This is a genomic window from Xanthomonas sp. WHRI 6108, assembly GCF_040202385.2.
Classification (GTDB): domain Bacteria; phylum Pseudomonadota; class Gammaproteobacteria; order Xanthomonadales; family Xanthomonadaceae; genus Xanthomonas; species Xanthomonas arboricola.
Genome location: NZ_CP168198.1, coordinates 785,932 through 812,188, shown reverse-complemented (window position 1 = coordinate 812,188; position 26,257 = coordinate 785,932). Strand labels below are relative to the sequence as shown.

Sequence of the window (26,257 nt, the reverse complement as noted above, 5' to 3'; positions counted from 1 at the left end):
CTCCGTCGTTGCGATGAACCGTTTTCAATGCCTAAACCGTTCAATCTGGCCGTCGTCGGCTATGGCTATGTCGGCCGCACCTTCCATGCCCCGCTGATCGCCGGCACCCCCGGCCTGGCCCTGCACAGCGTGGTGTCGTCCAAGCCGCAGCAGGTGCAGGCCGACTTCCCCGATGTCGCCGTGCTGGCCGATCTGGAAACGGCATTGGCCGATCCGGCGCTGGATGCGGTGGTGCTGGCCACCCCCAACCAAACCCACGCACCGTTCGCGTTGCAGGCCCTGGCCGCCGGCAAGCATGTGCTGGTGGACAAGCCCTTTGCACTGGACGCCGCACAGGCACGCGAAGTGGTCGCTGCGGCGGCGGCGGCCGGGCGCATCGTCAGCGTGTTCCAGAACCGGCGCTGGGATGCGGACTTCCTCACCGTGCGCCGGCTGATCGACGAAGGCCAGTTGGGTGAGGTGGTGGAATTCCATTCGCATTTCGACCGCTTCCGGCCGCAGGTGCGCGACCGCTGGCGCGAAAGCGACATCCCCGGCGCCGGTCTCTGGTACGACCTGGGGCCGCATCTGCTCGATCAGGCGCTGCAGCTGTTCGGCACGCCACAGGCGATCGGCGCGGACCTGCAGCGCCAGCGCAACCAGGCGCGCAGCGACGACTACTTCCACGTCACCCTGCGTTACCCGCGGCTGCGCGTGATCCTGCACGCCGGCTCGCTGGTGGCCGACAGCGGCCTGCGCTTTGCCGTGCACGGCACCCGTGGCAGTTACCTCAAGCATGGGCTGGATACCCAGGAAGACCAGCTACGCGCCGGACGCCGCCCCGGTACCGCCGGTTGGGGCGTGGACCCGCTTCCGGGCACGCTGACCCGCGTCGACGACGAAGGCCGCGTGCATACCCATCAACCCGACACGACGCCGGGCGACTACCGCCAGTGCTACGCCGCGTTTCGCGATGCCCTGGCCGGCGCCGGACCGGCACCGGTCAGCGCTGCCGACGCGGTGCAGGTGATGGAACTGCTGGAGCTGGCACAACGCAGCGCCGCCTCGGGCCAGGTGCAATGGCTGGAAGGCGCGAACGCGGCTTCACGCGACTGATGCACGGCCGGGCGCCGGTGCAGGCGCCCAGCCAACATTTGGCATCGGCAATGGCGCGCTCGCGTTCTGCGCTGCCACGCCCAGGCACTGCATCGATGCGCACTGCCATCAGTCAGCGCGCACGCCGGCAGTCGCCGCACACAGACGCGATGGAACAGACCTGCACTGCGCGCCATGCAGGCGCGCAGGAATCGGCGCGATCGTTCAGACGTCCTTGCTGCCGATCGTCGGCGCGGCTTCCGTGGTGGTCTTGACCGCATGACCACCGAACTGGTTGCGCATTGCGGCCAGCAGCTTGTCGGTGAACGAGTCCTTGTCGCGCGAGCGCAGCCGCTCCATCAGCGACAAGGTGATGATCGGCGCCGACACTTCCAGGTCGATCGCCTCGGCCACCGTCCAGCGCCCTTCGCCCGAATCGGCCACGAATGGTGCGATACCGGCCATGGTCGGATTGTGCGCCAGCGCATCGGCGGTGAGATCCAGCAGCCACGAACGCACCACGCTGCCATCGCGCCAGATCTCGGCGACCTGGTGCAGGTCCAGCGCAAAGTCGCTCTTGTGCTGCATCAGCGCGAAGCCCTCGGCATAGGCCTGCATCATTCCGTACTCGATGCCGTTGTGGACCATCTTGGTGAAGTGGCCGGCGCCGCTCGGGCCGACGCGGCCCCAGCCCTTGTCCGCTGCCGGCGCCAGCGTGGCCAGGACCGGATGCAGCGTGGTCACCGCCGCTTCGTCGCCGCCGACCATCAGGCTGTAGCCTTCCTGCAGGCCCCAGACGCCGCCGCTGGTGCCGCAATCGACAAAGGCGATCCCACTGGCATGCAGCAGCGCGGCGCGGCGTTGCGAATCCTTGTAGTACGAATTGCCGCCATCGATGACGATGTCGCCGGCCTGCAACAGCGGCAGCAGCTGCCCCAGGGTGTCGTCGACGATCTTGCCCGCCGGCACCATCAACCACACCACGCGCGGGCTCGGCAGCGCGGACACCAGTGCGTCCAGCGCATCGGCGGTGACAATGCCCTTGGCCTGCGCACTGCTACGCGCACCTTCGCCAGGATCGTAGCCATGCACGCGGTGTCCGCCGTGCACCAGGCGCTCGGCCATGTTGGCGCCCATGCGGCCCAAACCCACCATACCCAGTTCCATAATCGCTCCTCATGATCTGATCAGTGCAGGGTGCCACGCCCGGCGTACGCTGGCGTGGCGGAATTCTCAATGGATTGTTCCGCCGTGGTGCCGGCGCCGCACTGTTGCAGCTGCCAGTCGATCCAACGCCAGTACAAGGTGCTGCGCAGATTGTGCAGGGTCAGGTCGATGGCATACGGCGTGCGCGGATTGCGATCGAGCAGGCGCGCCACGTGGTACCCGATCGGCTTGATGCCCTTGGGATGCACGTACACCAGAAAGCCCTGGTAGAACGGGTCATCCAGCAGGCCTTGCAGCGTTTGCAGGCGTGCCTGCTGCTGCGGGTCGAGCGTGGCGCGCAGCGCGGCATCGCGCTCATACAGCAGCCGCTCGAAGCGACGTTTGCCCGGCCCGCGCAGTTCCCTGGCCAGCTCCCAGATCTGCCGGTTGAGCGCATCGTAGTGCGCAAAGCCGCCGTGCTGCGCCAGCGCCCGCGCCGCCGCATCGCTGACGTCCACCACCACGAAGTTTTCGGCCTGGTTGTGGATGTCGTCCAGAAACGACTTGTCGAACACATGCGCGATAAATCCCGGCGCGCCGACAAATGCCTGCCGGCCCAGCTGCGCGGTCCTGGCCGCCTTGCCGTCGGCGAAGAACTCGCCGGCATGCGCGCCCAGCAGGATGCTGTCGGTGTCGTGCAGGGTCAGAAACGTGCCGATCGACAACTCGCCCGAGGTGAACACCTGATCGAATCCGGCATCGCCATACAACTCGCGCTGGGTGGCCAGCTGGGCCACCTGCCGCCCCACCCCGCATTCGGAACGCACCTGGCCGCGATAGAACGCATCCAGCGCCTGCGCATTGCTGCCGCGCGGTTGATAGCCGCGCCCGAAACTGCGAAAGCCGCTCCAGCCCTGCGAGGCCGCGCCACGCCAGCCGAATCCGATCCAGCCCAGCTGCAGCGCCGAAAACCGGTAGCCCGGGTTGTCCTGTAGCTGCGTGGTGGCACGCCGTGTGGCCGCACCGAGTTCGAACGCGTATGCGCATTGGGTGGCGCTGTCGTCCAGCAAGGCCTTGAGCGCGGCGCCGCGTTGCTGCACGTTCCAGCTGGCCGGCAGCGTCAGCTGCAGATCGCCGGCCGCACGCGCCTGCGCAAGCGAACCGCGCGTACACGGCTCGCCGCGCTGGATCACCGGCGCACCCACTGCGGCGCTGCGAATGCTCCAGCCCAGCTTCTGCAGCACGGCATCCACACAGTCAACGGACGCCTTGCGTGCGGTCTCGCTCGGCGCGGCCGCGGCAGCCTGCAACAGCTGCACACCGAGCAGCGCCATCGCGCATAGACGCACGGAGAGGCGGCGGCGCGGTAGGTGCGGCGCGAATACTGATACTGACGCAGGCCGCATTACTCCCGTCCACCGCCGCGGGCGGGGCTTCTGGAACGCACTCATCGGTACAAAGTGGTGTAGATCGGCAGCAAGCTGCTGCATCCTCAGACGTAGAAAGCCCCGGCAGGACCGGGGCTCGTATGATTCACTGCATCAGGTTCAGCGGCGTTCGCAGACGCGCTCGACCTGACGGTTACCGTTGGCTTGCTGACGGTTGCCCTGGATGGTGCGGCCCGCTGCGCCGCCGGCAACTGCACCGGCCACGGTTGCCAGCTTCTTGCCGTTGCCGCCACCAACCTGGTTGCCGAGCAGGCCACCAATGGCCGCGCCGGCAACTGTCCCGCCGATGCGATTGGGATCGGTCGAGTTCTTCTGCACTTCGACATTGCGGCAGCGCACGCGCGTGCCATCGCCGAACTTGCGGCCCTCATCTGCTTCGGTGTAACGCTGCTGGTACGAACGCGTTTGCGCCTGCGCCAGTGTGCTGGTTGCCATCAACGCGATCAGGGACATACCCACAAGGGAATTGCGCATCTTCATCGTCTGTCTCCATCTCGCCCCTTGGCGAGTCATGGTTCCACTTTCGCCACTTGGTCGAGAACGCAACGTGAAGCGTGCAACCGGCTATTCAGGCTTTGGAGCAGAGCCTGAATCGCTCCGTCACGGTTGGCTTGCTGGCTCGGTTTGCGGCAGCTTGGCTGGTGTCGGCGGCGGGTCCTGCGCCTCTACCGGCAATGGCGCCACTGGTGGCTGTTCGACAGGTGTTGCGGCAGGTTGCGGCGCAGCTGTTGCTGGCGTGGCGGGAGCAGTGGCCGCCTCGCTGGCCTGAGCGGCCGCAGGCACCGGAGCCGGTGCTTGTGATATCGCATGCGGTGGCGGTGGCGGAGCAGCAGTTGCAGGTGCAGGCACCGCTTCGGTCACCTTGGGCAGGTACGAATTCAGACGGTCGAAGAAGCGTTTGTAGAAGGCCGCGTCCTGCACCGTGGTGCTGGACACGCGCACCAGCGAATCGCCGCTGCTGCCGACCGGCAACGACAACGAACCGAGCACGCCCACGCCGACGCTGGCCGAGGTCGAACTCTTCTTCAGCGCGTAACGGTCCTGCAATGCGCTGACGAACACCTGCGCCTTGCCGCCGTCCTGCGTGGCGCAGGAAATGCGCAGATTGAGTTGTTCGCTCTGGTCGGCTTCCTTGAGCTGGAAGTTCTTGCTGCCTTCCACCGCAGCGGCATCGGCACGCGTCACCGCATAGCCCTGGCTCAACAACACCCGGCGCGCGGCCTCGCAGGCCTGCGGCGAGGTGGAGGCCACACTGCGCGAGTAGGTGTCGTCGGAATTGAACGACTCACGCATCAGCATGGTGTCGCCCTTGCTGCCACCGCAACCAGCCAGGGTTGCCAGCGCGCCAAGCAGGGCACCGCGCGCAATCAGGGAAGAACAAGACATGGAGACATTCCGGCATCCAAAACCGGCACAGAGCATAGCCGCAACCGGTGTGCGCGCGGCGTCGCTTGGCCGATCAGGGCAACGGCGGTTCATCCGCTGGCAGTTGCAGGTCCAGCTGCAGGCGGCTGCCGTCTGCGCCGATGCGCTCGGCGCGCAGATAGTGGTGGGCACGCACCGCCGCCAGCGCGACCGGCGCCCGGCATGGCTCGCCCCAGAGGCTCAAGGCGAATCCCTGCGCCTGCAGCCAGACGGTGAGGCGGTCCCAGAGCGGCTGCTCGGCCTGCAGGATCAGGTCCAGATCCGCCGGCCCCTCCGGCACCGACTCGGGCGCCTGCAGCCAGCGCGCGTAGCTGCCGTGCACCTGCACCGGCAGGCCGTCTGCACGTAGCGCCTGCAGCAGCAGCGCTGCCTGCTGCAGGTCCAACTGCGCACGGCAGTGCTGGAAGATCAGCGCGTACTCGTGGCTGCGATTGCTGTGCGTGCCTGCAGGCGCCAGCGCTGCGCCCGGCCGCCGGTAGCACAGCACCCGCTCCTCGCGCAGGGTGAACAGGCTGGCAAGGATCCGCCCCAGATCCCACGCCTGCGGAATCACCCGCCCGCCGACGACGACGTTTTCCGCCATCGCCACACCGAAGCCATCCACTCGCATCCGCTTGCGCAAGGCATGCAATACCGCCCGCATGCCGGACAGGTAGCCTGCGTAATCGGCACTGGCATACAACTGCCCCGGCAATGCCGCACCGCGCCAGTGACAACCGAAATACGGCACGTTGGTCAGGCACAGATCGACCGCCGCAGCGGGCGCGGTGTCGACCAGCGTGCCGACCACGACCGGCGCCTGCACGCCGTGCCGCTGCAGGCGCGTGCGTGCCAGGCGCGCACGTGCGGCATCGATCTCCATGCCATGCGCGCCACGCCCTTCCAGCGCCGCCGCCAGCAGCGTGCTGCCGAATCCACAGAACGGATCGAACACCTGTGCGCCCGGCACGCTGAAGTGCCGCACGAACGGGCGCATTTGATTCACCCAGCCGCAGTCGCGCCCGCCAAGCGGATCGGCTGCGCGCAGATCCTCGGGCAATGCCCAGGACGGCTCATCCGGCGCCGGCGTCCACCAGCTGCGCTGGTCGAGTTCATCCATCGGCCGGCTCCCACAGCACATCGGCATCCGGGTCCCAGCCCGCACACAGACGGCCATTGGCGAAGAACACCAGCTTGTAGAGGTCGCCTGTGGCGTGGCGTGCGTGCATGGCCGCGTAGTCGGCGCTTTCGAACACCACTTCCAGGCCGTCCTCGCTGCGCATGCGCAGATTCCAGAAGTAATAACCCTCGGTCATGCCGTCGGCTTGCCAATGCGACCACCACGGCTGCTGCATGCAGTCCGCCAACAGGCTTTCCATGCCGATGCGATGCTGCGCGATGTAGCGCCAGGTGCCATTGTTGCGGTACGCATCGTCCAGACGCGACAACTCGCGGAAGATCACCTGCGTGGCGCCACAGCGACGCGCCCACGCGATGTACTGCGCCACGCCATCGGCACAGTCCACGCCGCCCCGCTGCACGATGCAGACCAGCCGCACCGGCAGGCGCGCTGCGATGCGTTGCGCCGTCCGCGCGAAAATGGCCGCATCGGCAATGGGCTCGTCTGGACGAAAGCGCATGATCGCGTCGTTGCCGGCCTGCAGCGGGTGGTGACGCGACAGCTCGATCCACGACAGACCGAAGTCGACCAGGGCATCGAGCAACTGTGCCCCCTGCGCGCGCGCCAGGCCGGCACCATTGCTGTACAGCACACGCTGCTCCACGCACGGGCCGTCGGGCGTCGTCGCCAGGGTCTGCAGCAAGGCCTGCAACCAGTCCGGGTCGTCGGTCATCTCCAGGCCGGACAAGGAATACGACAACGGCACCCTGTGCAGCAGCCGCAACGCAGCGCGCAACTGCGCAAAGTAGTCCGGCCCTGGCCGCAACATCGCTGCCGCCGGGCCACCACGGTGTTGACGCAGGTTTTCCGAACAGAAGCCGCAGCGCGCCGAACATGGTCGTACCGAGGCATACGGGGTCAAGGTGATCGGCAACGCTGCCCGATACGCGCGCTCGCCGATGCGCAATGCATGCCATCGGCTACTCTCGTCCTGCTGCGGCACACGCCGCCGCAGGCTGGGCGCGGCGGCGCGCAACCCGGCCAACAGCGGCGATGCAGACAGCAACGAGTCGTCGTCGAAGGAGGCGTGCATGCCGCTAGCCGCGCGGCGAACGTCAGCGGCGCGCGGCGTCGGCACGTGCGCGCACCTGCTCCAGGGTCCACTCCTGCTGCATGACGCCGTTCTCCCACACCGTCACCAGCGCATCTTCGCTGTCGGCATGCGCGTCGACTTCATCCAGCAACGCGCTGCGATAGCTGCCATCGGCACGGTCGCGCAGCAGGGTCAGCCGACCGCGCTTGCTCTGCTTGCCCTTGTCGGTGATCGGGTCCTTGTAGACATCGATCCATTGCCCGTCCACGCGCACGGCCGAGCACTTCAACGCGAACTTCTGGGTGTCGCGATCCACCTTCTGCAACAGCGCACCGCCCATGCCGAAGGCGACGTTGTCGGCAGCATAGCCTGCAGCAGTGATGCGTTCGAGAATCGCGCGCAGCGACTGCGGGTTGATGCCATCGCCCTGGATCACCCTTACATGGTTGAGCACCTTGTAGCCCTTGCCGTTGCGCTGATGGCCGAACGCCTCGTCCAGCAGCAGCAGGCATTGCTCGACCACATCCACCGGGTCGCCCGAATCCGGACGGATCACCACCGTCGCACCGGAGGCAATCACCTCCTCGCGCAAGGTGGTGCCCCAATGCTCGCGGATCGCGCGGTAGATGTCGTAGCTGTCCGATACCACCGCCACCAGCGAACCAGGGCGCGCGAACTGCGCCAGCATGTTGCGATACGCATCGGCCTCGCGCTCGCGGCCCCAGCTGGTGATGGTGCTGTGCTCGGCAGCGGGAATCGAATAGCCGGCTACCGGCGTGTGGTAGTGCGCACGCGCCAGCAGCAACGCCGACAAGGTATCGGTGCCGAGGAAGTTCACCAGATGCGCGGCACCGCCCAGCGCGGCCGAACCAAGGCTGGACACCCCACGCGCGCCGAAGTCATGCAGCTTGAACGGCAACTGCCCTTCCGGATCGTCGCTGGTGCGCTGCAGGTAATCGCGTACCACCTGCTTCACCTGCCAGCTCACCGTTGTCACCGTCACCGGGTACCACACGCGCAACAGCAGCGTTTCCAGGTACGACGGCACCCAGAACGCCTTGGGATCGGTGGATTCGATCGTCATCAACACATTGTGCGTGGGCACGACCGTGCCTTCGGGCACGGCACGGATGCGGATCGGCAGTTGCCCGCCGAGACGATCGACGATGTCACGCCAGCCGGCCTCGTTGAACGGCTCGCCATGCGCGGCCAGCAAGGCCTTCGCATCGTCGATGTCGGCATGCGTCACCGGCCGGCTGATGGCCTCTTTCAGGATCGACTGCAGGCCGAAGAACACAGTCTGGTCATAGACGCCGCCGCGCGATTCGACATAGAAAAACGCTGCATCGGTGCCGGGTGGATACTGCAGCCAGTGGCTGGCCTTGTAGCTGTCGGTGTTGAGCAGCAGGTTATCGAGGTAATGCATGACGGAAGCTCCTTCGCGTCGAATGAACCAGCGGTCTGTCCGCCGGCGGGGAGGCTACGGTTCAAGCCGATCTTGGATTGCGCGCGGACGCATTTGGTGGATGACGGCACGCAATCGTTGTCGGCCTCAGCCGCGACCCAAGAAGAATTCGAGGATATGCAGATGATCTTCGTACAGGCGCGGGCCCATCGCCATGACTTCGGCAAGCGGAATCCAGCGCGCCTTGTCGGCATCGTCGCCACCACGCACCGCGGGCAACTCACCGGCCGGAAATTCGAAATGGAATGCATGGGTGATGGTGCGCCCGCGCAGGCTGCGCTCGGGGTGGTCGAACACCTGGCGTCCGCGCAACGAGCCCTTGAGCACCGGCACCGGCACCTTCAGCCGTGTTTCCTCGCGCAGCTCGCGCAGGCAGCCGTCCAGCAGCCCTTCGTCCTGGCCGACGAAACCGCCCGGCAATGCCCACAAGCCCTTGCCCGGCTCGGCGCGACGACGCACCAGCAGCACGTGGCCCGAATGCACCACCACCGCATCGGTGGTGACGAAGGTCGGCGGATACGGCGCATCCTTCCAGGCGGCGCGATACTGCTCGATGAAACGGTATTCGGCCACCAGCTGCGCATAGCTCGGCGAGTTGCGCCGGAACGCTTCCAGCATGTCGTACACCGGCGCCGGCACATTGCCGCGCAGCATCAGCAACCCACCGTGGAAACCGATCTCGCCGGCCTCGAACAGATAACGGCGCAACTCGGTGGCCGACAGCGTGGCGGTATGTTGCACATCTTCCAGCGGCCACTGCGGAAACTCGCGCAGGTAGTAGCTGCTGGCGTCCTTGTCCATGCCGATCAGGCCGATGCGCGCATCGAGCGTGCCGCCATCGGCCTGCACGGCCTCGGCGACCTGGCGCTGCACCTCGGCAATCCACAGGCTTTCGTTGTACAGATGGTCGCGCAACGGGCGCAGGATCAGCCGCTGGCTCTCGCCCGGCAACGCGGACTCGATCATCACCGCACGTTCGGCGACGGTCCACGGATTACGAATGGTGCGGGGCGTGTCGGCAGAGCCGATCAACACGATGAGCTTGTTCGCCTTGCCCAGCGCGTGGCGGGCGACGGCGGCGTGGCCGTTGTGGAAGGGCTCGAAACGCCCGATAAACACGAGATAGTCGTACTGCGGTGCCATGAGAATCCCTCACGGTTGAGTAGGCAGCCAGCGGTCTATCCGATGGCTTGGTGCAAATGCTACGCCGATGTGCGACGACGTCAAGCGCGCACGGTATGTCGATGACATTTCGGTCATGCATGCCGATTAGACTCGCCGATTGGTCCTTGAGGAATCCGCCTGCATGTCACGCCTGTCCGTTCGCGCCATCTCACGTTCCCTGTTCGCCGCACTCGCGCTGCTGTGCATCGCCTTGCCTGCGTTGTCTGCACCTGCGCCTGCGCCCTTGCGGGTGATGTCGTTCAATGTGCGCGTGCCGGTGGATACCGATGGCGACAAGCGTTGGAGCGTGCGCCGCGCGGCGATGGCGGCATTGGTCGAACAAGTGCACCCGGATGTCTTCGGCACGCAGGAATTGGTGCAGGAGCAGGTGCAATATCTGGCTGCGCAACTGCCTGATTACCGCTGGTTCGGCAAGGGCCGCCGCGGCGACGACAGCGACGAGCACATGGGCGTGTTCTACGACAGCCGCGCGTTGTCGGTGGTGGAATCGGGCGACTTCTGGCTGTCGGAAACGCCACAGGTCCCCGGCAGCAGCAGCTGGAACACCGACCTGCCGCGCATGGTGACCTGGGCCCTGTTCGAGCGCCGCAGCGACAAGCGCCGCTTCTATCTGCTCAACACGCACTTCGCCCACCGCGACCAGGACGAGGCCGCCCGCGAGCGCAGCGCGCGCCTGATCCTGTCGCGCATCGCGGCGCTGCCGGCCAACATTCCGGTGGTGCTGACCGGCGACTTCAACAGCGATCCCGACCAGGGCACCTACCGCGTCCTCACCGCCTCGCTTGGCGATGCACGCGCCCGTGCCCCCGAACCGCAAGGCCCGGAAAAAACCTTCCAGGACTTCACCACGCAGCCGACCCGTCGTATCGACTGGATCCTGTTCCGCGGCCTGACACCGACACGCTTTTCCACGCTGGATCAGCGTCCCGGCGGTGTATTGCCGTCCGACCACTATCCGGTGCTGGCCGAATTCGCCTGGCCGCGTTGACCGCGCCAGCGACGTGACGCTGTCACGATGCCGGCCGCTCTGACGCGACGCAGCTCAGTCGCGTTGCAGCCAATCGACCAGCGCTTGCAGCATGGTCGATGACGCAGGCTCGCAACGCAGCACGATCGAAAGTTGCCGCGGTGCCCAGGCTGCATCCAGGGGCACCGTGGCCAGTTGATCGCGTACGCATGAGCGTTGCACTGCGGCGTGCGGGAGAATCGCCACGCCCAAGCCTTGTGCGAGCATGCGGCACAACACGTCGATGCCTTGTACCTTTGCACGCATGCGCACCTGCACGCCGGCGCGGTTCATCTGCACGCGCAGATGCCGTTGCAAGGCGCTGTCGCCGGCCAGCCCCAGCGTGTCCATTCCCGCGAGCTCACTCAATTGCAGCGTCGCGGCACCGGCCAGTGGATGCGCTGCAGCCATCACCAGCACCAGTCGATCCTCACGGAACGGCAGCACCTGCAGCCCACTGAGATCGGCATGACCCGCGACCACGGCGATGTCGGCGCGTTCCTCGCGCACCGCATCGGCAGCTTCGTCGCTGCCCTGCTCGGTCAATGCCAGATCCAGCTGCGGATGTGCGATGAGAAAATCCGCCAACCGTTCGGGCAACCATGCCGACAGCGCCGCGGTATTGGCCGCCAGCCGCAGCGTCACCTGGCCACCGCCACCGTAGCCGCCCAGCTCCAGCTGCAGCGCCTCGGCCTGCCGCTGCAATTGCCGTGCGTGCCGCAGCAACACGCCGCCGGCCGGAGTCAGACTGACGCCGCGGCGCCCGCGTTCCAGCAGTACGGCGCCCACCTGCAGCTCCAGCGCACGAATCCGCGCACTGGCAGCGGCCAGCGACAACGCCTCGCGTTGTGCACCGGCAGTAATGCTGCCGGTCTCGACCACTGCGATGAACAACCGTAAATCGACAAATTCCAGATGCATGAGCGCTCCACAAGCACGTGCAGTCATCGACATGCGCTCGCCACCGACAGGACAGGCCAGCCAAGCCAGGGGCCTCTGCACGCGCGGCGTCCCGCCTTAGCCTTCGGCGCTGCCGAAGCCTGCATCAAACAATCACGCATTGTCCGCCGCGGAGCAAGCCCGGATCCTTGGCTGCATGGAGACATTGCACACCCACTGGTATCTGATCGCAGGCGTGTTTTTGCTGGCAGGCTGGGTCAAGGGCGTGGCCGGGATGGGCTTGCCGACCGTTGCGATGGGGCTGCTGGGTCTGTGGCTGACGCCTGCCGAGGCAGCGACCCTACTGGCTCTGCCTTCGCTTGTGACGAATGTGCAGCAAGCCTGGGGGCCGGACACCGCGACCCTCTTGCGACGTCTGTGGCCATTGCTGGCCGCCGTGACGCTGGGCACCTGGCTGAGTGCAGGGGTGCTGACAGGCGCCGACCCCAGCCTGGTCCGCGCCGGGTTGGGCGCGCTGCTGGCGCTGTACGCCTTGCTTGGGCTGGCCCGTCGGCACTGGACGATGCAGGCACGTCACGAACCGTGGGCAGGGCCACTGGCCGGCCTGGCCACCGGTCTGTTGAGTGGCGCCACCGGCGTGTTCGTGCTGCCATCACTGCCCTACCTCACCGCCCTGCAACTACCGCGCGAGCTGTTGATCCGCTCCCTGGGCTGGTGTTTCGGCGTGGCGACGTTGGCGCTGGCCAGTGCACTGGCCTGGCACGGCGCACTACCCCGCGCGGCGATCGCTCCGTCGTTGTGGGCACTGCTACCCACCGCCATCGGCATGTGGCTGGGCGCCTGGGTGCGCAACCGCATTTCTGCCGAGACGTTTCGACGTTTCTTTTTCACCACCTTGCTGGTGCTCGGTCTGCAAGGTGTCTGGCAGGCACTGGCGTAAGTACAACGGGCGTCGCACGACACACAGGCACGGCAGCCGGCACTCGATCGTCAGTCGAATCCGCTCGCGACGTCGTGCCAGACATGAAAGGGTCGGCCAATAAAAACGCCACCGCGATGCGGTGGCGTTTCTTGTATTTAACGCTGATGTCGTCGCCAGCTGTTCGACGAACGATCAGTCGGCCCAACGTCCCGGCGCGGTCGACTGCGGCAGCACCTGCGCCGACAGCGGCTGGTCCTGCGACAGCAAGCCCAGCGCATCGGCGAGGATGGCGGCCGATTCGTGCAGCAACGGATCCGGGCGCTTTTCTGCGGCCTTCTCACGCGCGGTGTCCTTGACGATATCGCGCTCGTTGCCGGTCAGGCCGTCATCGCTGTCTTCGGCAAGCGGGTCCAGCGGCAGGCCCAGCTGCTTGCGCACCTGCTGGCGATCCTTGCGCTGCTGATCCTGCTTCTGACGCTCGGCAACGCGCTCGGCTTCGTTCAACGAGATGTACTTCTTGGCCTTCTCATCGCGGAACTGCTTGACGTCCTCTTCCCACCACTGGAATTCCTTGTCGGTGGCGATACGCGCGGTGTGCAGGCCCTGCAATTTGGGCAGCAGTGGCGCGAAGTTGCCGTACTGGGTGTGCGGTGCGGCGGCGATGCGCGTCCACGGCAACGCGTTGTCGTAGGTGCTCTCGCCGAACTCGGTGGCATCCACGCTGGCCGGGAATGCGATGTCCGGCACTACGCCCTTGTGCTGGGTGCTGGAGCCGCTGACGCGGAAGAACTGCGCGATCGTAAGCTTGACCTGCCCGTAGCGCTGACCTTCCGCCGCCGGCCAGCGGTCCAGGTCGACGATGTTCTGCACCGTGCCCTTGCCGAAGCTGGTTTCACCGATCACCAGGCCGCGGCCGTAGTCCTGGATGGCACCGGCAAAGATCTCCGAGGCGGATGCCGAGCCGCGGTTGATCAGCACGCCCAGCGGACCATCCCAGGCCACCTTGGGATTGCTGTCGCCATTGACGGTGACCCGGCCGCCGGATTCGCGCACCTGCACCACCGGGCCCTGCTCAATGAACAGGCCGGTGAGCTCGATCGCCTCGTCCAGCGAACCGCCGCCGTTGTTGCGCAGGTCCAGCACCACGCCGTCGACCTTGTCGGTCTTGAAGCCGGCCAGCAGCTTGGCGACGTCGCGCGTTGCCGAGGCATAGTCGGTCGCGTTACGACGACGGCCTTCGAAATCCTGATAGAAGCCCGGCAGCTTGATGATGCCGATGCGGCGCTCCGGCTCGCTGCCCTTGGCCGGCAGGGTGATGGTCTCGCCTTTGGCGGCCTGCTCGGCCAGGCGCACCTTCTGCCGGGTCAGCGTCACGGTGCGGTGCTTGCCGTCGATGCCCGATTCGGCCGGGATGTATTCCAGACGCACCTGGGTGTCCTTGCTGCCGCGGATCTTGGCGACCACGTCGTCGATGCGCCAGCCGATCACATCCTCGATCGCGCCGTTCTTGGCCTGGCCCACGCCGACGATGCGATCGCCCGGCTTGAGCGTGCCATCCACCGCTGCCGGACCGCCCGGGATGACCTCACGGATCACCACCATGTCGTCCTGCTTCTGCAGCTGCGCACCGATACCTTCCAACGACAGCGACATCTGCTGATTGAAGTTTTCGGCCGTGCGCGGCGTGAAGTAGTCGGTATGCGGATCGACTGCGTTGGTGTAGGCGTTGACGAAGAACTGGAACACGTCCTCGGCCTTCAACTCGTTGACCGAATCAGCCAGCGCCGCATAGCGCTTGTCCAACGTCTTGCGGATGTCTTCGGGCTTCTTGCCGGCCAGCTTCAGGCGCAGCCAGTCGTTCATCACCGACTGGCGCCACAGCACGTCCAGCTGCTTGTCGTCGGCAGCCCACGGCACGTCCTTGCGGTCGTACTCGAACTTGTCGCTGCCGGTGAAATCGAAGTCCTGCTTGAGCAGGTCGCGCGCGTACTTGACGCGCTGGTCGACGCGCTTCTTGTAGACCGAGAACACCTGGAACGCCGGATCCAGCTTGCCGCCGCGCAGCGCGTCGCCCACGCCTGCTTCCAGCGGTGCGAATCCGGTGATGTCGGTCTGGGTAAAGAACTGTTTGCTGCCGTCCAGGGTTTCCAGATAGCGCTTGAACACGTCCTTGGTCATGGCCTCGTCCAGCGTGCGCGGACGGTAGGCATAGCGGCTGTCGGAGAGCAGGCCATAGACCAGCTTGGTCGCTGTGGCCTGGTCGGGCGTGGCTGCCGCCGGCAACGCCGTGTCGGCGCGTGCGAGCAATGCCATCGGAGTGGTCAACACCAGCGCCAGCAGGCCGGCCTTCATGGACGCAGAAACGTTGTAGGTCATCGAATGGCTCTCGGCACAGGGCCGACGAAAGAAAGGCGGTGAACGGATCAGACAGCATGACAGTGCCCAAAGTTGCTGGCGTTGTCATCCGCTGGCTGAATCAGCCTAGCGCCGGGCCTGTAGCGGATTGTGAACGCGACCGTACCCTGCAAGCCGAGAGCAGCGGCCGGAGACACCACGACCCGCGGTGTGCGGGGTCGTGTGGGTCGTTCTAGCTCGAAATCATCGGAGCTACTCGCGGGCGGTCGCGAGCAGTTCGCGACGACATGCACTCGGCATGCGGCCGAATGCGGCATCAGATGACGCCGGCACTGGCGGCCGCGCCCGCCTGAGCGTGGGCGCAGGCGTGATCGGCTGGCTTAAGCAGCGACGCCCGCGCCGGCGGCCTGACGATCGGCGTGATACGAGGAGCGCACCATCGGCCCGGAAGCGACGTGGCTGAAGCCCAGCGCATTGCCGTAGTCCTCCAGCGCCTTGTATTCCTCCGGCGTCCAGTAGCGCATCACCGGATGATGGTGCGGCGTCGGCTGCAGGTACTGGCCGATGGTGATCATGTCGACATCGTGCGCGCGCAGGTCGCGCAAGGTGGCCTGCACCTGCTCCATCGTCTCGCCCAGGCCGAGCATGATGCCGGACTTGGTGGCGATGGACGGATGCTGCGCCTTGAAGCGCTGCAGCAGGGTCAGCGACCACTGGTAGTCGGCACCCGGACGCACGTTCGGGTACAGATCCGGCACGGTTTCGATGTTGTGGTTGAACACGTCCGGCGGGCTGAGCGCCAGGATCTCCAGCGCGCGGTCCATGCGGCCCTTGCCGCGGAAGTCCGGGGTCAGGATCTCGATGCGGGTCTTGGGTGAGCTGACCCGGATGGCCGAAATGCAGTCGACGAAATGCTGGGCACCGCCGTCGCGCAGGTCATCGCGATCCACGCTGGTCACCACCACATACTTCAGGCCCATGTCGGCCACGGTGGTGGCCAGGCTGGCCGGCTCGTTTGCATCCGGCGGCTTGGGCCGGCCATGCGCCACATCGCAGAACGAGCAGCGCCGCGTGCAGACCTCGCCCAGGATCATGAAGGTGGCGGTGCCGTGGCTGAAGCACTCGTGGATGTTCGGGCAGCTGGCTTCCTCGCAGACCGTGACCAGGCGGTTTTCGCGCAGCTTGGCCTTGAGGTTCTGCACTGCATTGCCGGACGGAATCCGCACCCGGATCCACGACGGCTTGCGCAACACCGGCGCATCGACGAACTGCACTGGCGAGCGGTTGATCTTGTCGCCACCGATCTGCTTGACGCCGGTCTGCAGCGGCGCAGGTGCGGCGGTGTCGCCGGAGACGACCTGCAAGGGGATGGAACGGGCGATAGGCTGGGTCATGGCAGTAACGGGCGCTCAGGCCGGAAGCGAAAGGTCGGGCAACGCGGAGACAGGCTGCAAGACGAGACCGAACTGGCGCGCCAGCTGATCGAGCAGCACCGCCTTGACGGCGTCCATCCCGGAGGGGCCGCCCAAGTCTAGCACCGAGGTCACCTGCAGGCCCTGGTATCCACAGGGGTTGATGCGGTGGAACGGCTCCAGATCCATCGCCACATTGAACGACAGGCCGTGGAAGGTGCAGCCGCGCCGCACCCGGATCCCGAGCGCGGCGATCTTGGCCCCGCCCACGTACACGCCCGGCGCGCCCTCGCGGCGCTCGGCGACGATATTCCACTCGTCCAGCGTGTCGATCAGCGCCTGCTCGATCTTGCACACGTAATCGCGCACGCCGATCTTGAGCCGCCGCAGGTCCAGCAGCGGATACACCACCAGCTGGCCGGGGCCGTGATAGGTGACCTGGCCGCCGCGATCGACCTGCAGCACCGGAATCTCGCCCGGTGCCAGCACATGCTCGGGCTTGCCGGCCTGGCCCAGCGTAAACACCGGCGCATGCTCGACCACCCACACTTCGTCGGCCGTGGCCTCATCACGCGCATCGGTGAAACGCTGCATCGCACGCCACACTGGCGCGTACGCCTGTCGGCCGAGATCGCGCAACTGCGCCGGCAGGACGGGAACAGCGCTTTCCGCCGCCTGGACCGCTACAGCGTCCACTTCACTTCCGGGTGGTCGCGCAGCGCCTGGTGCGCAGCGTCGAACTGCTCGCGGCTCTCGGCGCGGAAGCCGATCTTGACCGAGACATATTTGCCGCTGGACGAATGCTTCCAGCTGATGCTTTCCTCCAGCAGCTCTACACCGGTGGCGGCGAGCAGGCGCGGAAGTTCGCTTTCCAGCCCGCGTTCGGCCGCGCCCATGGCGCTGAGCTCGAAGGTACCGGGAAACTGGAAGCCGTGATCGGGGTTGTCGGTGCTGATTTCCATCCGCCCATTATCGGGACGATGCCAGACAAACCCAAGCCCGCCGTGCGCGGGACAGCACAACGGGGCCGCAGGGGCCCCGTTGTTTCACGCCGTACGCGTCACGCCCAGCGCGGGTCTGGCCCACTGCTTACTTGGACAGTTCCAGCATGGCCGACGACACCCAGCCGCGGTTGCCCATTTCGTCTTCGACTTCCCACATGACGCCTTCCTTGGTGCCGGTCGGGTACAGCATCATGCCCGGCTCCAGCGTACGCACGGCCGCGCCAGTGCCCTTGGCATTGCCCAACAGACGCCCCGCGCGGGTCACGGTCACAGCCTGCTGCACATTGGATGCAGCCGCATTGCCGGACAGACCGCCGAGCTGGGTGACGACGTCGGTGTAAGCCTGCAGATAGGCCAGGGTAATCACCTGTCCGATCTCGGTATTGGCATAACCGCCGGCACCGGCGGCGCCGTAGTCGCCGCCGCTGAAGACGTTGCCACGCGCGCCCCAGCCCAGGTCGGTCTTCTTGGCGTTGCCTTCGGCCATGGCGACCTGTTCGGAGGAACGCACATCGGTGATGGTCAGCACCACGTCGGCGGTCTTCTTGTTGAGGTTCAGGCCACCGACCAGGTTGCCGGCATTGCCGCCCATCAGGCCGCCCAGCATGCCGGCAATGGCGCTGCCGCCGGCATTGTGGTTCTGCGAAATGAGGTCCGGCGTCATCACATAGTCGGCTGCGCGGATCTGGCCCTTGCCGACGTTGGAGCGGGCGCGCAGGTCGCCGTTTGCCGCCATGTCGCGCTCGCGCTGCGATGCCGCCATGCCCGCGCCACGGTCTACCAGGGTGAAGCAGCGCGAACGGTTGACGAATACCTTGATCAGCTTGGACGGCGCCGGCAACTGCTGACCCGACCACCAGTTGACTGCATCCTCCGGCTCGAGCACCGACAGGCTGCCCAGCGGTTTGGCGCACACCGGGATCTGCGCGACGGCCTCCTTGCGCTGATCCTGTGCAGACCCCTTGAAGGCATCCTTCAGTCCGGCCGAGGCCGGCGCGCTGACACTGACCAGTGCAACACCCAACACGCTGGACAACAGCGCTGCGCTCACAGAAATCGTCTTGCTCATATTTGTTCCCCTGACACCTGCGCTGCCGTCGGCAAACGCGATCCGTTGGTGATGAAACGGCCTGAGAAAGGCCGCCGTTCCTTGGGGCTAGTTCCCCCGGAGGCGGATCATATGCGATTCGCGCGGGCTTTTCATGGCCGCCGTACCGCAAATGGAACGGACTGGTGTTCCAGGCTCTGCCGCTGCATCCGGGCGGCTCGGGCATGATCCCGGAGCACATTCACGCGGCGCAGCAGCGGCCGCAGGCACCTTTGCTGAACATCGCCCCTCCTTACCTTCCAGGCCCTCCATGCTTCGACCGCGCGCCTTGTCCGCTGCCCTGCTGCTCTCTCTTTCCGCACTGTCGATGCCGGCCGTGGCTGCCGACCAGTGCGATTCCAGCAGAATGAGCCGGACGCCGCCGGCGGTGAACTTCCGGGTCGACAACGACCTGTTCGGCGGAGAGGATCAGGACCAGGGCTATTCCAACGGCGCGGTGCTGACGCTGGTGTCGCCCAACCTGGTCGACTACACCGACGACCCCTGCCTGCCGCGCACCGCGCGCTGGGTCAACGGCTATCTGGAGCGTCTGCATCCGGGCGAGTTCGATCAGCAGAACATGGTGTTCTCGATCGGCCAGGCGATTTTCACTCCCACCGATCCCACCCGCCGCGATGTGATCCCGGACGATCGCCCGTATGCGGGCATCCTGCTGGCGAGCTTCGGCTACAACGCGCGCAACGATGCGCATCTGCGCACCACCCAGCTGCAGGTCGGCGTGGTCGGCCCGTGGGCATTTGCGCAGGAAGCGCAGGATGCGATCCACGATGTGCTGGGCGACGAAAAATTCCAGGGCTGGGACAACCAGCTGCACAACGAGCCGCTGATCAACCTGGTGCACGAGCGCATGCGCCGCTGGCCGGGCGATGCGGCAGTCAATGCGGACGGCTTCGGCTGGGATTTCATCTCGCATTGGGGCGGCGCGGTCGGCAACATGGCCACGCATCTGAATGCCGGTGGCGAGGTGCGCTTCGGCTGGAAGCTGCCGGACGACTTCGGCAGCACCCCGACCCGCCCGGCCGGCGAGAACACCGCCCCTAGCCGGCTCGGACGCGCCAGCGGCTGGTCGGGCCATCTGTTCCTGACCACCGATGCGCGCTGGGTGCTGCGCGACATCACCCTGGATGGCAACACCTTCCGCAACAGCCACAGCGTGGACAAGCGCCCGTTCGTGGGCGACGTCGGCTACGGCCTGGCGGTGATGTACGGCCGCTGGAAGTTCGCCATCGCCCGCTACCACCGCACCCGCGAATTCGACACCCAGCGCGAAACGCCGGTGTATGGCAGTTTCACGATCAGCCGGATGCTTTGAGGGCTGGGATTGGGGAGTCGGGATTGGGGATTCGCAACAGCGGGCTGCTGATGCTTCGCTCCTGCTCTCGCCTTTGCCAATCCCGAATCTCCAATTCCCAATCCCCGCAAAGAAAAAGCCGGCGAAAGCCGGCTTTTTCTTTGGATCACTCCGATTCCCACCACATCCAGAACGCATCCCAGAGGCGCTTGAAGAAGCCGCCCTCCTCGACTGCGTTGATGGCGACCAGCGGGGCCTGGGCGATGATCTTGCCGTCCAGGCTGACCTTGACGGTGCCGATCTGCTGGCCCTGCTTGATCGGGGCCTGCAGGTTCTTGGCCACTTCCATGCTGGGCTTGAGGTCGTTGTAGCGGCCGCGCTGCAGGCTGACCAGCAATGGCTGGGCCACGCCGAGCTGCACTTCGTCCTGCTGGCCCTTCCAGACCTTCTGCTTGGTCACGACCTTGCCGGGCGCGTACAGGCTGTGGGTTTCGAAGAAGCGGAAGCCCCAGTTGAGCAGGGCCAGGCTGTCGTCGGCGCGCTGGCGCTCGGACGAATCGCCCATCACCACCGCCACCAGGCGCTGGTCGCCGCGCTTGGCCGAGCTCAGCAGGCAGTAGCCGGCCTCGGAGGTGTGGCCGGTCTTGATGCCGTCCACCGCCGGGTCGCGCCACAACAGCAGGTTGCGGTTGTTCTGCTTGATGCTGCCGACCTGGAATTCCTTGATCTTGTTGTAGGCATAGGTCTCCGGGTAATCGCGCACCATCGCGCGGCCCAGCATCGCCAGGTCGTAGGCGGTGGAATGGTGACCTTCGGCGCTGAGGCCGTGCGCGTTGACGAAGTAGGAGTCCTTCATGCCGATCTTGGCGGCGTAGCTGTTCATCAGTGAGGCGAAGGCTTCTTCGCTGCCGGCCACATGCTCGGCCAGTGCGATCGCGGCATCGTTGCCGGACTGGATCGCCATGCCCTTTTCCATGTCTTCCAGACGCGCGGTCTGGTTGACCGGGAAGCCGCTGTAGCTGCCGTCGGTGCCGGCACCGCCCTCGCGCCAGGCGCGCTCGCTCATCATGACCTGGTCGTCGCGCTTGACCTTGCCATTCTTGATTTCGGCAGCGACCACGTAGGACGTCATCACCTTGGTGATGCTGGCCGGGGCCAGCTGCTGATGGATGTTTTCACCGGCCAGCACCTGCCCGGTGGCGTAATCCATCAGGATCCAGGACTTGGACACCGCCGGCGCGGGTGCGGGCGGAACCGGGACGGCGGCCGGCGCAGCGGCAACGGCAGGCGTCGGCTGCGGCGCAGGGGTCTGCGCGCAGACCAGGCCAAAGGCGAACGTGGCCACCGCAGCGGCGGCGAAGCGGAATTTCATTGAAGAACGACTCCTGACGGGCCCGAAGGCTGGATAATGCGAAATTGTAAGGCGCCACGGCGATCAGGGCGACGCACGCGATGCTGCGCGCGCCTGCGCAGTTCAGCGATGGGGGCAGACGACGCGCCGAACGTGGCTGACGCACTGGGCGATCGAGCAAGCTGCATGGGGCGCGTGGTGATTGCGGCTGCCCGACGCTAGCTGTCGATAGCGGGCGCCGGCCTACCCACCGACGCCTTGGCTGCCGGATCGATCGTGGCTAGTTGGCGACGATCTGCGGGCGCCCGAAGCCCAGGCCGGCGATGCGCTGCGCGATTTCCGAGGCATTGGCGTGATCGCGCGCATTGACGCGCAGCCGCCACAAGGTGCGACCGCCGCTGACGATGTCGCTGACGCTGGCACCGGCGATCCCGGCCGAGGCAAGCTGCGACAGCGCGCGGTTGGCGTTCTCGCGGCTGGCGAAACTGGCCACCTGCAACAGGATGTCGCCCAGTGCCGCCTCGGCCACGCTCGGCGCCTTGACCGGGACCGGTTCGCTCCTGAGCGGACGTGCCGGCGCGCTGTCGGCGGGCTTGATCGCCGCCACCGCGACCGGGGCGGCTGGCGCGACCGCGACCGGGGCAGCCGAGGCAGGCCGCGGCGCGGCGGCAGCCGGCTTGCCGGTGGCCACGCGCACGCCCTGCGACTTCATCCAGGCATCGAAGTTGTCGGCGTTGCCGGGCTGGCGCGAATCGGCCACGCGGTAGCGCCAACGCTCGCCCGCGGGAATCGCAGCGGCCCCTACACTGCCTGCCGCTGCGGCGGCTACTGGAGCGGCGGCACTGGCGGCCACTGCGCGCGGGGCGGCGGCCGGCACGGTGCGGGTGGGCAGGCGCTGCACCAACCCATCGATCTGGCTGGCGCTGGCGGCCGGCCGTGCGGCGGCCACCGCAGTGCTGACCGGCGCGCGGCCGCTGCGGCGCTTGGCCAGCAGATTGCCGTTGTCGGCTTCGGTCAGGCCGCGCACCTCGACGTTGCCGGTGCCCTTGCCGGTGATGCCCAGCTTGACCGCAGCGGCGTAGCTCAGATCGATCACGCGGCCATCGTGGAACGGGCCGCGGTCGTTGACGCGCACCACCACCGAGTCGCCGGTGTCGGTGTTGGTCACCAGGGCGAAGCTGGGCAACGGCAAGGTCTTGTGGGCGGCAGTGAAGGCGTACATGTCGTAGACCTCCTTGTTGGAGGTCAGCCGGCCGTGGAATTTGCTGCCGTAGTACGAGGCGGTCCCGCGTTCGACATAGTCGCCGGGGTTGTCCATCACCACGTAGCGTTTGCCCAGCACCTCATACGGCGAGCGGTTGCCCACCGCCGAGCGCGGCTCGTTGGTGACCAGCGGTTCGGGGATGCAGGCCACGTTGGGCACGTGGTCCGGCGTGGTGTCCTTGACGCCGGGCTTGTACAGGCCGCCGGCGGTGTAGTCGCCGCGCGTGGACGGGTCTTCCTTGGCGGGTGCGTAGGGCGAGGTCGAGGGGCAACCGGTGGCCACATACGCCGGCCCCTTGCCGTCGACCTTGACGCCCTTGATCGCGCCGCTGCCGCCGGTGCCGGCGCTTTTCTTCGGTGCACTGCTACAGGCCGCCAGGCCGAGCATCAGCGCCATCGGGATCAACCACTTGGGGCCTGTCATGCTGTTCATGCCGGGGGTAACTCCTTGCCGGCGATCGCCTCGGACAGCTGGAACACGGCCATCGCGTACATCTTGGAAATGTTGTAACGGGTGATCGCGTAGAAATTCTGGAAGCCCAGCCAGTACTGCTTGCCGTTGGCATCGTCCAGGGTGATCGGGGTGGCGGTGCTGCCAGCCACCACCGGCGCATTCGGGTGATAGCCGCGCGCAGACAGGTCGGCCAGCGTGTACACCGGCGACCAGTCGGTGGGATTGAATTCCTCGTGGCCGGCGGCCAGCGTGGCCGGCACCGCGACCTGGCCACCGCGCACCCAACCGCCCTTCTTGACGAAGTAGTTGGCGACCGAGGCGAACACGTCGTTGTGGTCGGTGAACAGGTTGCGCTTGCCGTCGGCATCGCCGTCGACGGCGAACTGGCGGTAGCTGGACGGCATGAACTGGCCCATGCCCATCGCGCCGGCATAGCTGCCGATGAGCGTGGTGACATCGAGCTGCTCTTCCTTGCCGAGCGCGAACAGCTGGCCGAGTTCATCGCGGAAGAACAGCTCGCGACGCACTTCGCGTTCGAGCTTGGCCGGGTCGCCGCTGCGCGGATAGCGGAACGCCAGCGTGTACAGCGCGTCCAGCACGCGGTACTTGCCGGCGTTGCTGCCGTAACTGGTCTCCACCCCGATGATGGCCACGATCACCTGCGCCGGCACGCCGGTGGCCGCTTCGACCTTGCTCAGCTCGGCACGATGCTCGGCCAGGAACTTGCGGCCGCCATCGATCCGCGCCTGGGTGATGAACATCGGGCGGTATTCGTTCCACGGTTTGACCCGCTCGGCCGGGCGCGACATCGCGGTGACGATGGCGTCCTTGAATTGCGCCTGCGCCAGCACTGCTTCGATCTGTGCGACGTCGATGCCGTACTTGGCGGCGGTGTCGCGCACGAAGTTGGCGCGGGCGATCTCGAACGGCACCGGGGTCAGGTCCACCGGCGGCAGCGCGGGCGCTTCGGCAGCGGCACTGACGGGCGCGACCGGGGCGCTCGGCGGCTTGGCCGGGGGCGCGCTGGCGGCCGGCGGCGGGGTCGGAGGGCTGGGCTGAGTCGCGCAGGCGACAAGGCCGAGGGTGAGCAGGCAGGTCAGAGTGCGTCGAATCATCGGCCGAGGGTAACAGAGAACAGATGAACTTCTGGCAATAAGACCATGAAAGGAAAGAGCTTTAGCTTGCCGCTCTGAGCGGCGGGGATTTGGGAGGGGGATTGGGGATTGGTTTGGGTGCTGCGCGGGAATGGGGAATGGGGAATGGGGAATGGGGAATGGGGAATGGGGAATGGGGAATGGGGATTCGGGATTCGGGATTCGGGATTCGGGATTCGGGATTCGGAAATTGTGGGGTGTGGGGTGTGGGGTGTGGGGTGTGGGGTGTGGGGTGCGGGGTGCGGGGTGCGGGGTGCGGGGTGCTCGTGTGCCGACCGGGGTTGTCTGGTGGACCGTGGCGAGGCGTTGCGTTTTTGCGGCATGCCGTGGGCCTGCTTCTGGCCTCTTCATCTGACCGCATGAGTGGCAGGTTTTGCTTCCTTTGATGTCACTCCGGCCGTCAGGCGCGGCCGGGTGGCCGCGCCTGGTCGATCACAGGGCCGGGAAGCGTGGCGCAGTCGAGCAGGTGGGTACGCTGCCGCCAAGTTGCACGCTGGAGGTGGTGACGTTGCTGCCGGTCGGGGTGAGCGCGCTGTTGCTCAGCCCGATCTGCGCATCGCTGGCGGAGACCGCGGTATTGCCGGTGGCCACATTAGCCAGCGTCAGGTCCAGCGGCGTCTGCGCATCGAAGCCTTTCAGGATCCAGCCCTTGCCCTTGAGGCCGACATCGCCGGTGGTACGCAGGCCGTTGACGACGATCCCGGCGAAGCTGGGCTTGGTGCCGCTGCCGCCCACCGAATAGAACGGGTTGATCACCAGCGGGCTGGTCACCCCGTACAGGCAGGTATTGCGATAGGTGACCAGGCTGACCGGGCCGCCCTTGGCGAGGCTGGTCTTGATGCGCAGCCCGGCGTTGTCGGTACTGCGGTTGCCGGCATCGTCGGTGGCGGTGATGGCGTTGTTGTCGACCAGCACGTTGTTGACCCCGGACATCACCTCGCTGCCGATCGAGATGCCGTGGGTGCCGTAGCAGCGGTTGTCGCGCACGCTGATGTTGCCGGACTTGGACGCAATGGTCTTGATCGCCACGCAGTCGTCGCCGCACATTACATCGTTGTCGACCAGGCTGGCGTTGACCACGCTGTCCAGGTCCAGGCCATCGGTGTTGGGGCTGGTCGCCGGCGACTTCACCCGCACGCCCCAGATGGTCAGGCCATCGACGACATGCGCGAAGAAATGGAAGTACGCCGCGTTGATCAGATTGATGTTGTAGAGGGTGAACGTGCTGGAGTTCTGTACCTTGATCAGGTCCGGGCTGTTCTGCACCTGGCCGGCAGCCTTGGCGTTTTCGCCGAACTCCCACCAGGTGGTGCTCTTGCCGAGCATGGGCAGGTCGCCGCGTCCGTCGATCGTGCCCTGACGCCCGCCGGTGCGTACGCCCATCACGCCCGACCTGGTGCCCTTGACGCTGATCAGCGGCAGGCAGCCGCCGCTCTTGGCGCCTGCGGCACCGCAACCGCTGCCGTAGTCGGCCGGATTGCGCGAGCCGTACAGGGTCACGCCCTGATCGACGACCAGGGTGACGCCGGTGGGAATGGTCAGCGGGCCGCTGAGAAACGCGTTGCCGGTGCCGGCCTTGAGCAGCACGCTGCCGTTCTTGCCGGTGCAGGCAGTCAGTGCGGCCTGGATGGCTTTGGTGTCGGGCGGTGCGCTTTCCAGCGCGGCGTCGAACAGCCGTCCGCTTGGCGTATGGCTGGCGCTCACCGGCTGGCAGGTGGCGGGAATCGCCGGCTCGGAGACCGCGCGCGTATCGCCGGTGGCAAGGTTGATGGCGCCGGCGTGAGCGGCGAACGTAAGACAGACACCGCCGATCGCGGCGGTTGGCAGTTTCATGGAAGAGGTCACCTGGAAGAGGAATGGCGCGCGCCTGCAGCTGCAACGCGACCCGGCCGCGCGCAGGACGGCGGCGCATCCGACTCTACGGAGCGACGTGCCCATTCACAGACGCCGCGCGAACCCGATACCGCATGCGCGAAGCGGCCCCGTGCCGGGAGGTCGTCATTGCAACGCAGCGCGCAGAACCGCGCGCCTTGCGCAGCGTCAGCTGCGTGTCATACCCCTGTCGCCAGCGGCATAGTCCGCCTGGCCGGGTTTGATTGGCT

The 26,257-nt window shown here is 66.5% G+C and carries 22 protein-coding genes; 4 read left to right on the top strand and 18 right to left on the bottom strand.

All coding sequences use genetic code 11. The annotated features are described in order from the left end of the window. Positions 1-27 precede the first annotated feature (27 nt). Positions 28-1,095 carry an oxidoreductase gene (locus ABQ039_RS03440; RefSeq protein WP_104556025.1) on the top strand — a complete coding sequence of 356 codons (1,068 nt, stop codon included), beginning with the start codon at positions 28-30 and terminating at the stop codon, positions 1,093-1,095. Positions 1,096-1,299: 204 nt separating this feature from the next. Here ABQ039_RS03440 and gnd read toward each other — a convergent pair whose 3' ends face one another. From gnd to ABQ039_RS03400, 8 genes are all read right to left on the bottom strand, one after another. Continuing rightward, positions 1,300-2,241, bottom strand: coding sequence for a phosphogluconate dehydrogenase (NAD(+)-dependent, decarboxylating) (gene gnd, locus ABQ039_RS03435; protein WP_349778168.1), 942 nt, complete (start codon positions 2,239-2,241; stop codon positions 1,300-1,302). A 20-nt stretch (positions 2,242-2,261) separates the two neighbouring features. After that, positions 2,262-3,554 (bottom strand): hypothetical protein, encoded by a 1,293-nt coding sequence (locus ABQ039_RS03430; protein ID WP_349778167.1) that lies wholly within the window; start codon positions 3,552-3,554, stop codon positions 2,262-2,264. Positions 3,555-3,767: 213 nt separating this feature from the next. Next, entirely contained in the window at positions 3,768-4,148 is a 381-nt protein-coding gene (locus ABQ039_RS03425) for a glycine zipper 2TM domain-containing protein (protein WP_024939674.1), read from the bottom strand. A 120-nt stretch (positions 4,149-4,268) separates the two neighbouring features. After that, the gene (locus ABQ039_RS03420) at positions 4,269-5,054 is read right to left on the bottom strand and encodes a DUF2242 domain-containing protein (protein ID WP_184610200.1); all 786 of its coding nucleotides are present in this window, start codon (positions 5,052-5,054) and stop codon (positions 4,269-4,271) included. A 73-nt stretch (positions 5,055-5,127) separates the two neighbouring features. Then, positions 5,128-6,192 (bottom strand): DNA methyltransferase, encoded by a 1,065-nt coding sequence (locus ABQ039_RS03415; RefSeq protein WP_184610198.1) that lies wholly within the window; start codon positions 6,190-6,192, stop codon positions 5,128-5,130. Continuing rightward, complete coding sequence (locus ABQ039_RS03410; RefSeq protein ID WP_349778166.1) at positions 6,185-7,285, bottom strand: hypothetical protein; 1,101 nt, start codon at positions 7,283-7,285, stop codon at positions 6,185-6,187. The genes ABQ039_RS03415 and ABQ039_RS03410 overlap by 8 nt, the downstream gene beginning before the upstream one ends. 22 nt (positions 7,286-7,307) lie before the next feature. Beyond that, the gene (locus tag ABQ039_RS03405) at positions 7,308-8,711 is read right to left on the bottom strand and encodes a nicotinate phosphoribosyltransferase (RefSeq protein ID WP_349778165.1); all 1,404 of its coding nucleotides are present in this window, start codon (positions 8,709-8,711) and stop codon (positions 7,308-7,310) included. Positions 8,712-8,837: 126 nt separating this feature from the next. Next, complete coding sequence (locus ABQ039_RS03400; RefSeq protein WP_016900843.1) at positions 8,838-9,893, bottom strand: bifunctional nicotinamide-nucleotide adenylyltransferase/Nudix hydroxylase; 1,056 nt, start codon at positions 9,891-9,893, stop codon at positions 8,838-8,840. Positions 9,894-10,056: 163 nt separating this feature from the next. On the opposite strand from ABQ039_RS03400, the gene ABQ039_RS03395 reads away from it, so the two are divergent. After that, positions 10,057-10,923, top strand: a complete 867-nt coding sequence (locus ABQ039_RS03395; RefSeq protein WP_349778164.1) for an endonuclease/exonuclease/phosphatase family protein — start codon at positions 10,057-10,059, stop codon at positions 10,921-10,923. 54 nt (positions 10,924-10,977) lie between these two features. Here the strand turns inward: ABQ039_RS03395 and ABQ039_RS03390 are convergent, their stop codons facing one another. Then, a complete protein-coding gene (locus ABQ039_RS03390; RefSeq protein ID WP_349778163.1) occupies positions 10,978-11,862 on the bottom strand; it encodes a LysR substrate-binding domain-containing protein in 885 nt (294 codons plus the stop codon). A gap of 175 nt (positions 11,863-12,037) precedes the next feature. Between ABQ039_RS03390 and ABQ039_RS03385 the strand changes: the two genes are divergently transcribed. Further along, complete coding sequence (locus tag ABQ039_RS03385) at positions 12,038-12,781, top strand: sulfite exporter TauE/SafE family protein (protein ID WP_349778162.1); 744 nt, start codon at positions 12,038-12,040, stop codon at positions 12,779-12,781. A gap of 174 nt (positions 12,782-12,955) precedes the next feature. Here ABQ039_RS03385 and ABQ039_RS03380 read toward each other — a convergent pair whose 3' ends face one another. From ABQ039_RS03380 to ABQ039_RS03360, 5 genes are all read right to left on the bottom strand, one after another. Further along, the gene (locus ABQ039_RS03380) at positions 12,956-15,115 is read right to left on the bottom strand and encodes a carboxy terminal-processing peptidase (RefSeq protein ID WP_024939682.1); all 2,160 of its coding nucleotides are present in this window, start codon (positions 15,113-15,115) and stop codon (positions 12,956-12,958) included. Between the two features lie 383 nt (positions 15,116-15,498). Further along, positions 15,499-16,512 (bottom strand): lipoyl synthase, encoded by a 1,014-nt coding sequence (lipA, locus tag ABQ039_RS03375; RefSeq protein WP_024939683.1) that lies wholly within the window; start codon positions 16,510-16,512, stop codon positions 15,499-15,501. A 15-nt stretch (positions 16,513-16,527) separates the two neighbouring features. Then, complete coding sequence (lipB, locus tag ABQ039_RS03370) at positions 16,528-17,124, bottom strand: lipoyl(octanoyl) transferase LipB (RefSeq protein ID WP_228960144.1); 597 nt, start codon at positions 17,122-17,124, stop codon at positions 16,528-16,530. An 89-nt stretch (positions 17,125-17,213) separates the two neighbouring features. Beyond that, entirely contained in the window at positions 17,214-17,492 is a 279-nt protein-coding gene (locus ABQ039_RS03365) for a YbeD family protein (RefSeq protein WP_016900827.1), read from the bottom strand. 127 nt (positions 17,493-17,619) lie between these two features. Beyond that, positions 17,620-18,603 (bottom strand): CsgG/HfaB family protein, encoded by a 984-nt coding sequence (locus ABQ039_RS03360; protein ID WP_024939685.1) that lies wholly within the window; start codon positions 18,601-18,603, stop codon positions 17,620-17,622. Positions 18,604-18,892: 289 nt separating this feature from the next. Here ABQ039_RS03360 and ABQ039_RS03355 point away from each other — a divergent pair, with 289 nt between their 5' ends. Then, positions 18,893-19,954 carry a lipid A deacylase LpxR family protein gene (locus ABQ039_RS03355; RefSeq protein ID WP_024939686.1) on the top strand — a complete coding sequence of 354 codons (1,062 nt, stop codon included), beginning with the start codon at positions 18,893-18,895 and terminating at the stop codon, positions 19,952-19,954. Positions 19,955-20,099: 145 nt separating this feature from the next. On the opposite strand, the gene ABQ039_RS03350 is transcribed toward ABQ039_RS03355, so the two are convergent. From ABQ039_RS03350 to ABQ039_RS03335, 4 genes are all read right to left on the bottom strand, one after another. Beyond that, positions 20,100-21,305 (bottom strand): D-alanyl-D-alanine carboxypeptidase family protein, encoded by a 1,206-nt coding sequence (locus ABQ039_RS03350; protein WP_016900824.1) that lies wholly within the window; start codon positions 21,303-21,305, stop codon positions 20,100-20,102. A 259-nt stretch (positions 21,306-21,564) separates the two neighbouring features. Further along, positions 21,565-22,980, bottom strand: coding sequence for a septal ring lytic transglycosylase RlpA family protein (locus tag ABQ039_RS03345; RefSeq protein ID WP_349778161.1), 1,416 nt, complete (start codon positions 22,978-22,980; stop codon positions 21,565-21,567). Then, positions 22,977-24,116, bottom strand: coding sequence for a lytic murein transglycosylase B (gene mltB, locus ABQ039_RS03340; RefSeq protein WP_349778160.1), 1,140 nt, complete (start codon positions 24,114-24,116; stop codon positions 22,977-22,979). Before mltB ends, ABQ039_RS03345 begins: the two co-directional genes overlap by 4 nt. A 471-nt stretch (positions 24,117-24,587) precedes the next feature. Further along, entirely contained in the window at positions 24,588-25,988 is a 1,401-nt protein-coding gene (locus ABQ039_RS03335) for a glycosyl hydrolase family 28 protein (protein ID WP_349778159.1), read from the bottom strand. Positions 25,989-26,257 lie beyond the last annotated feature (269 nt).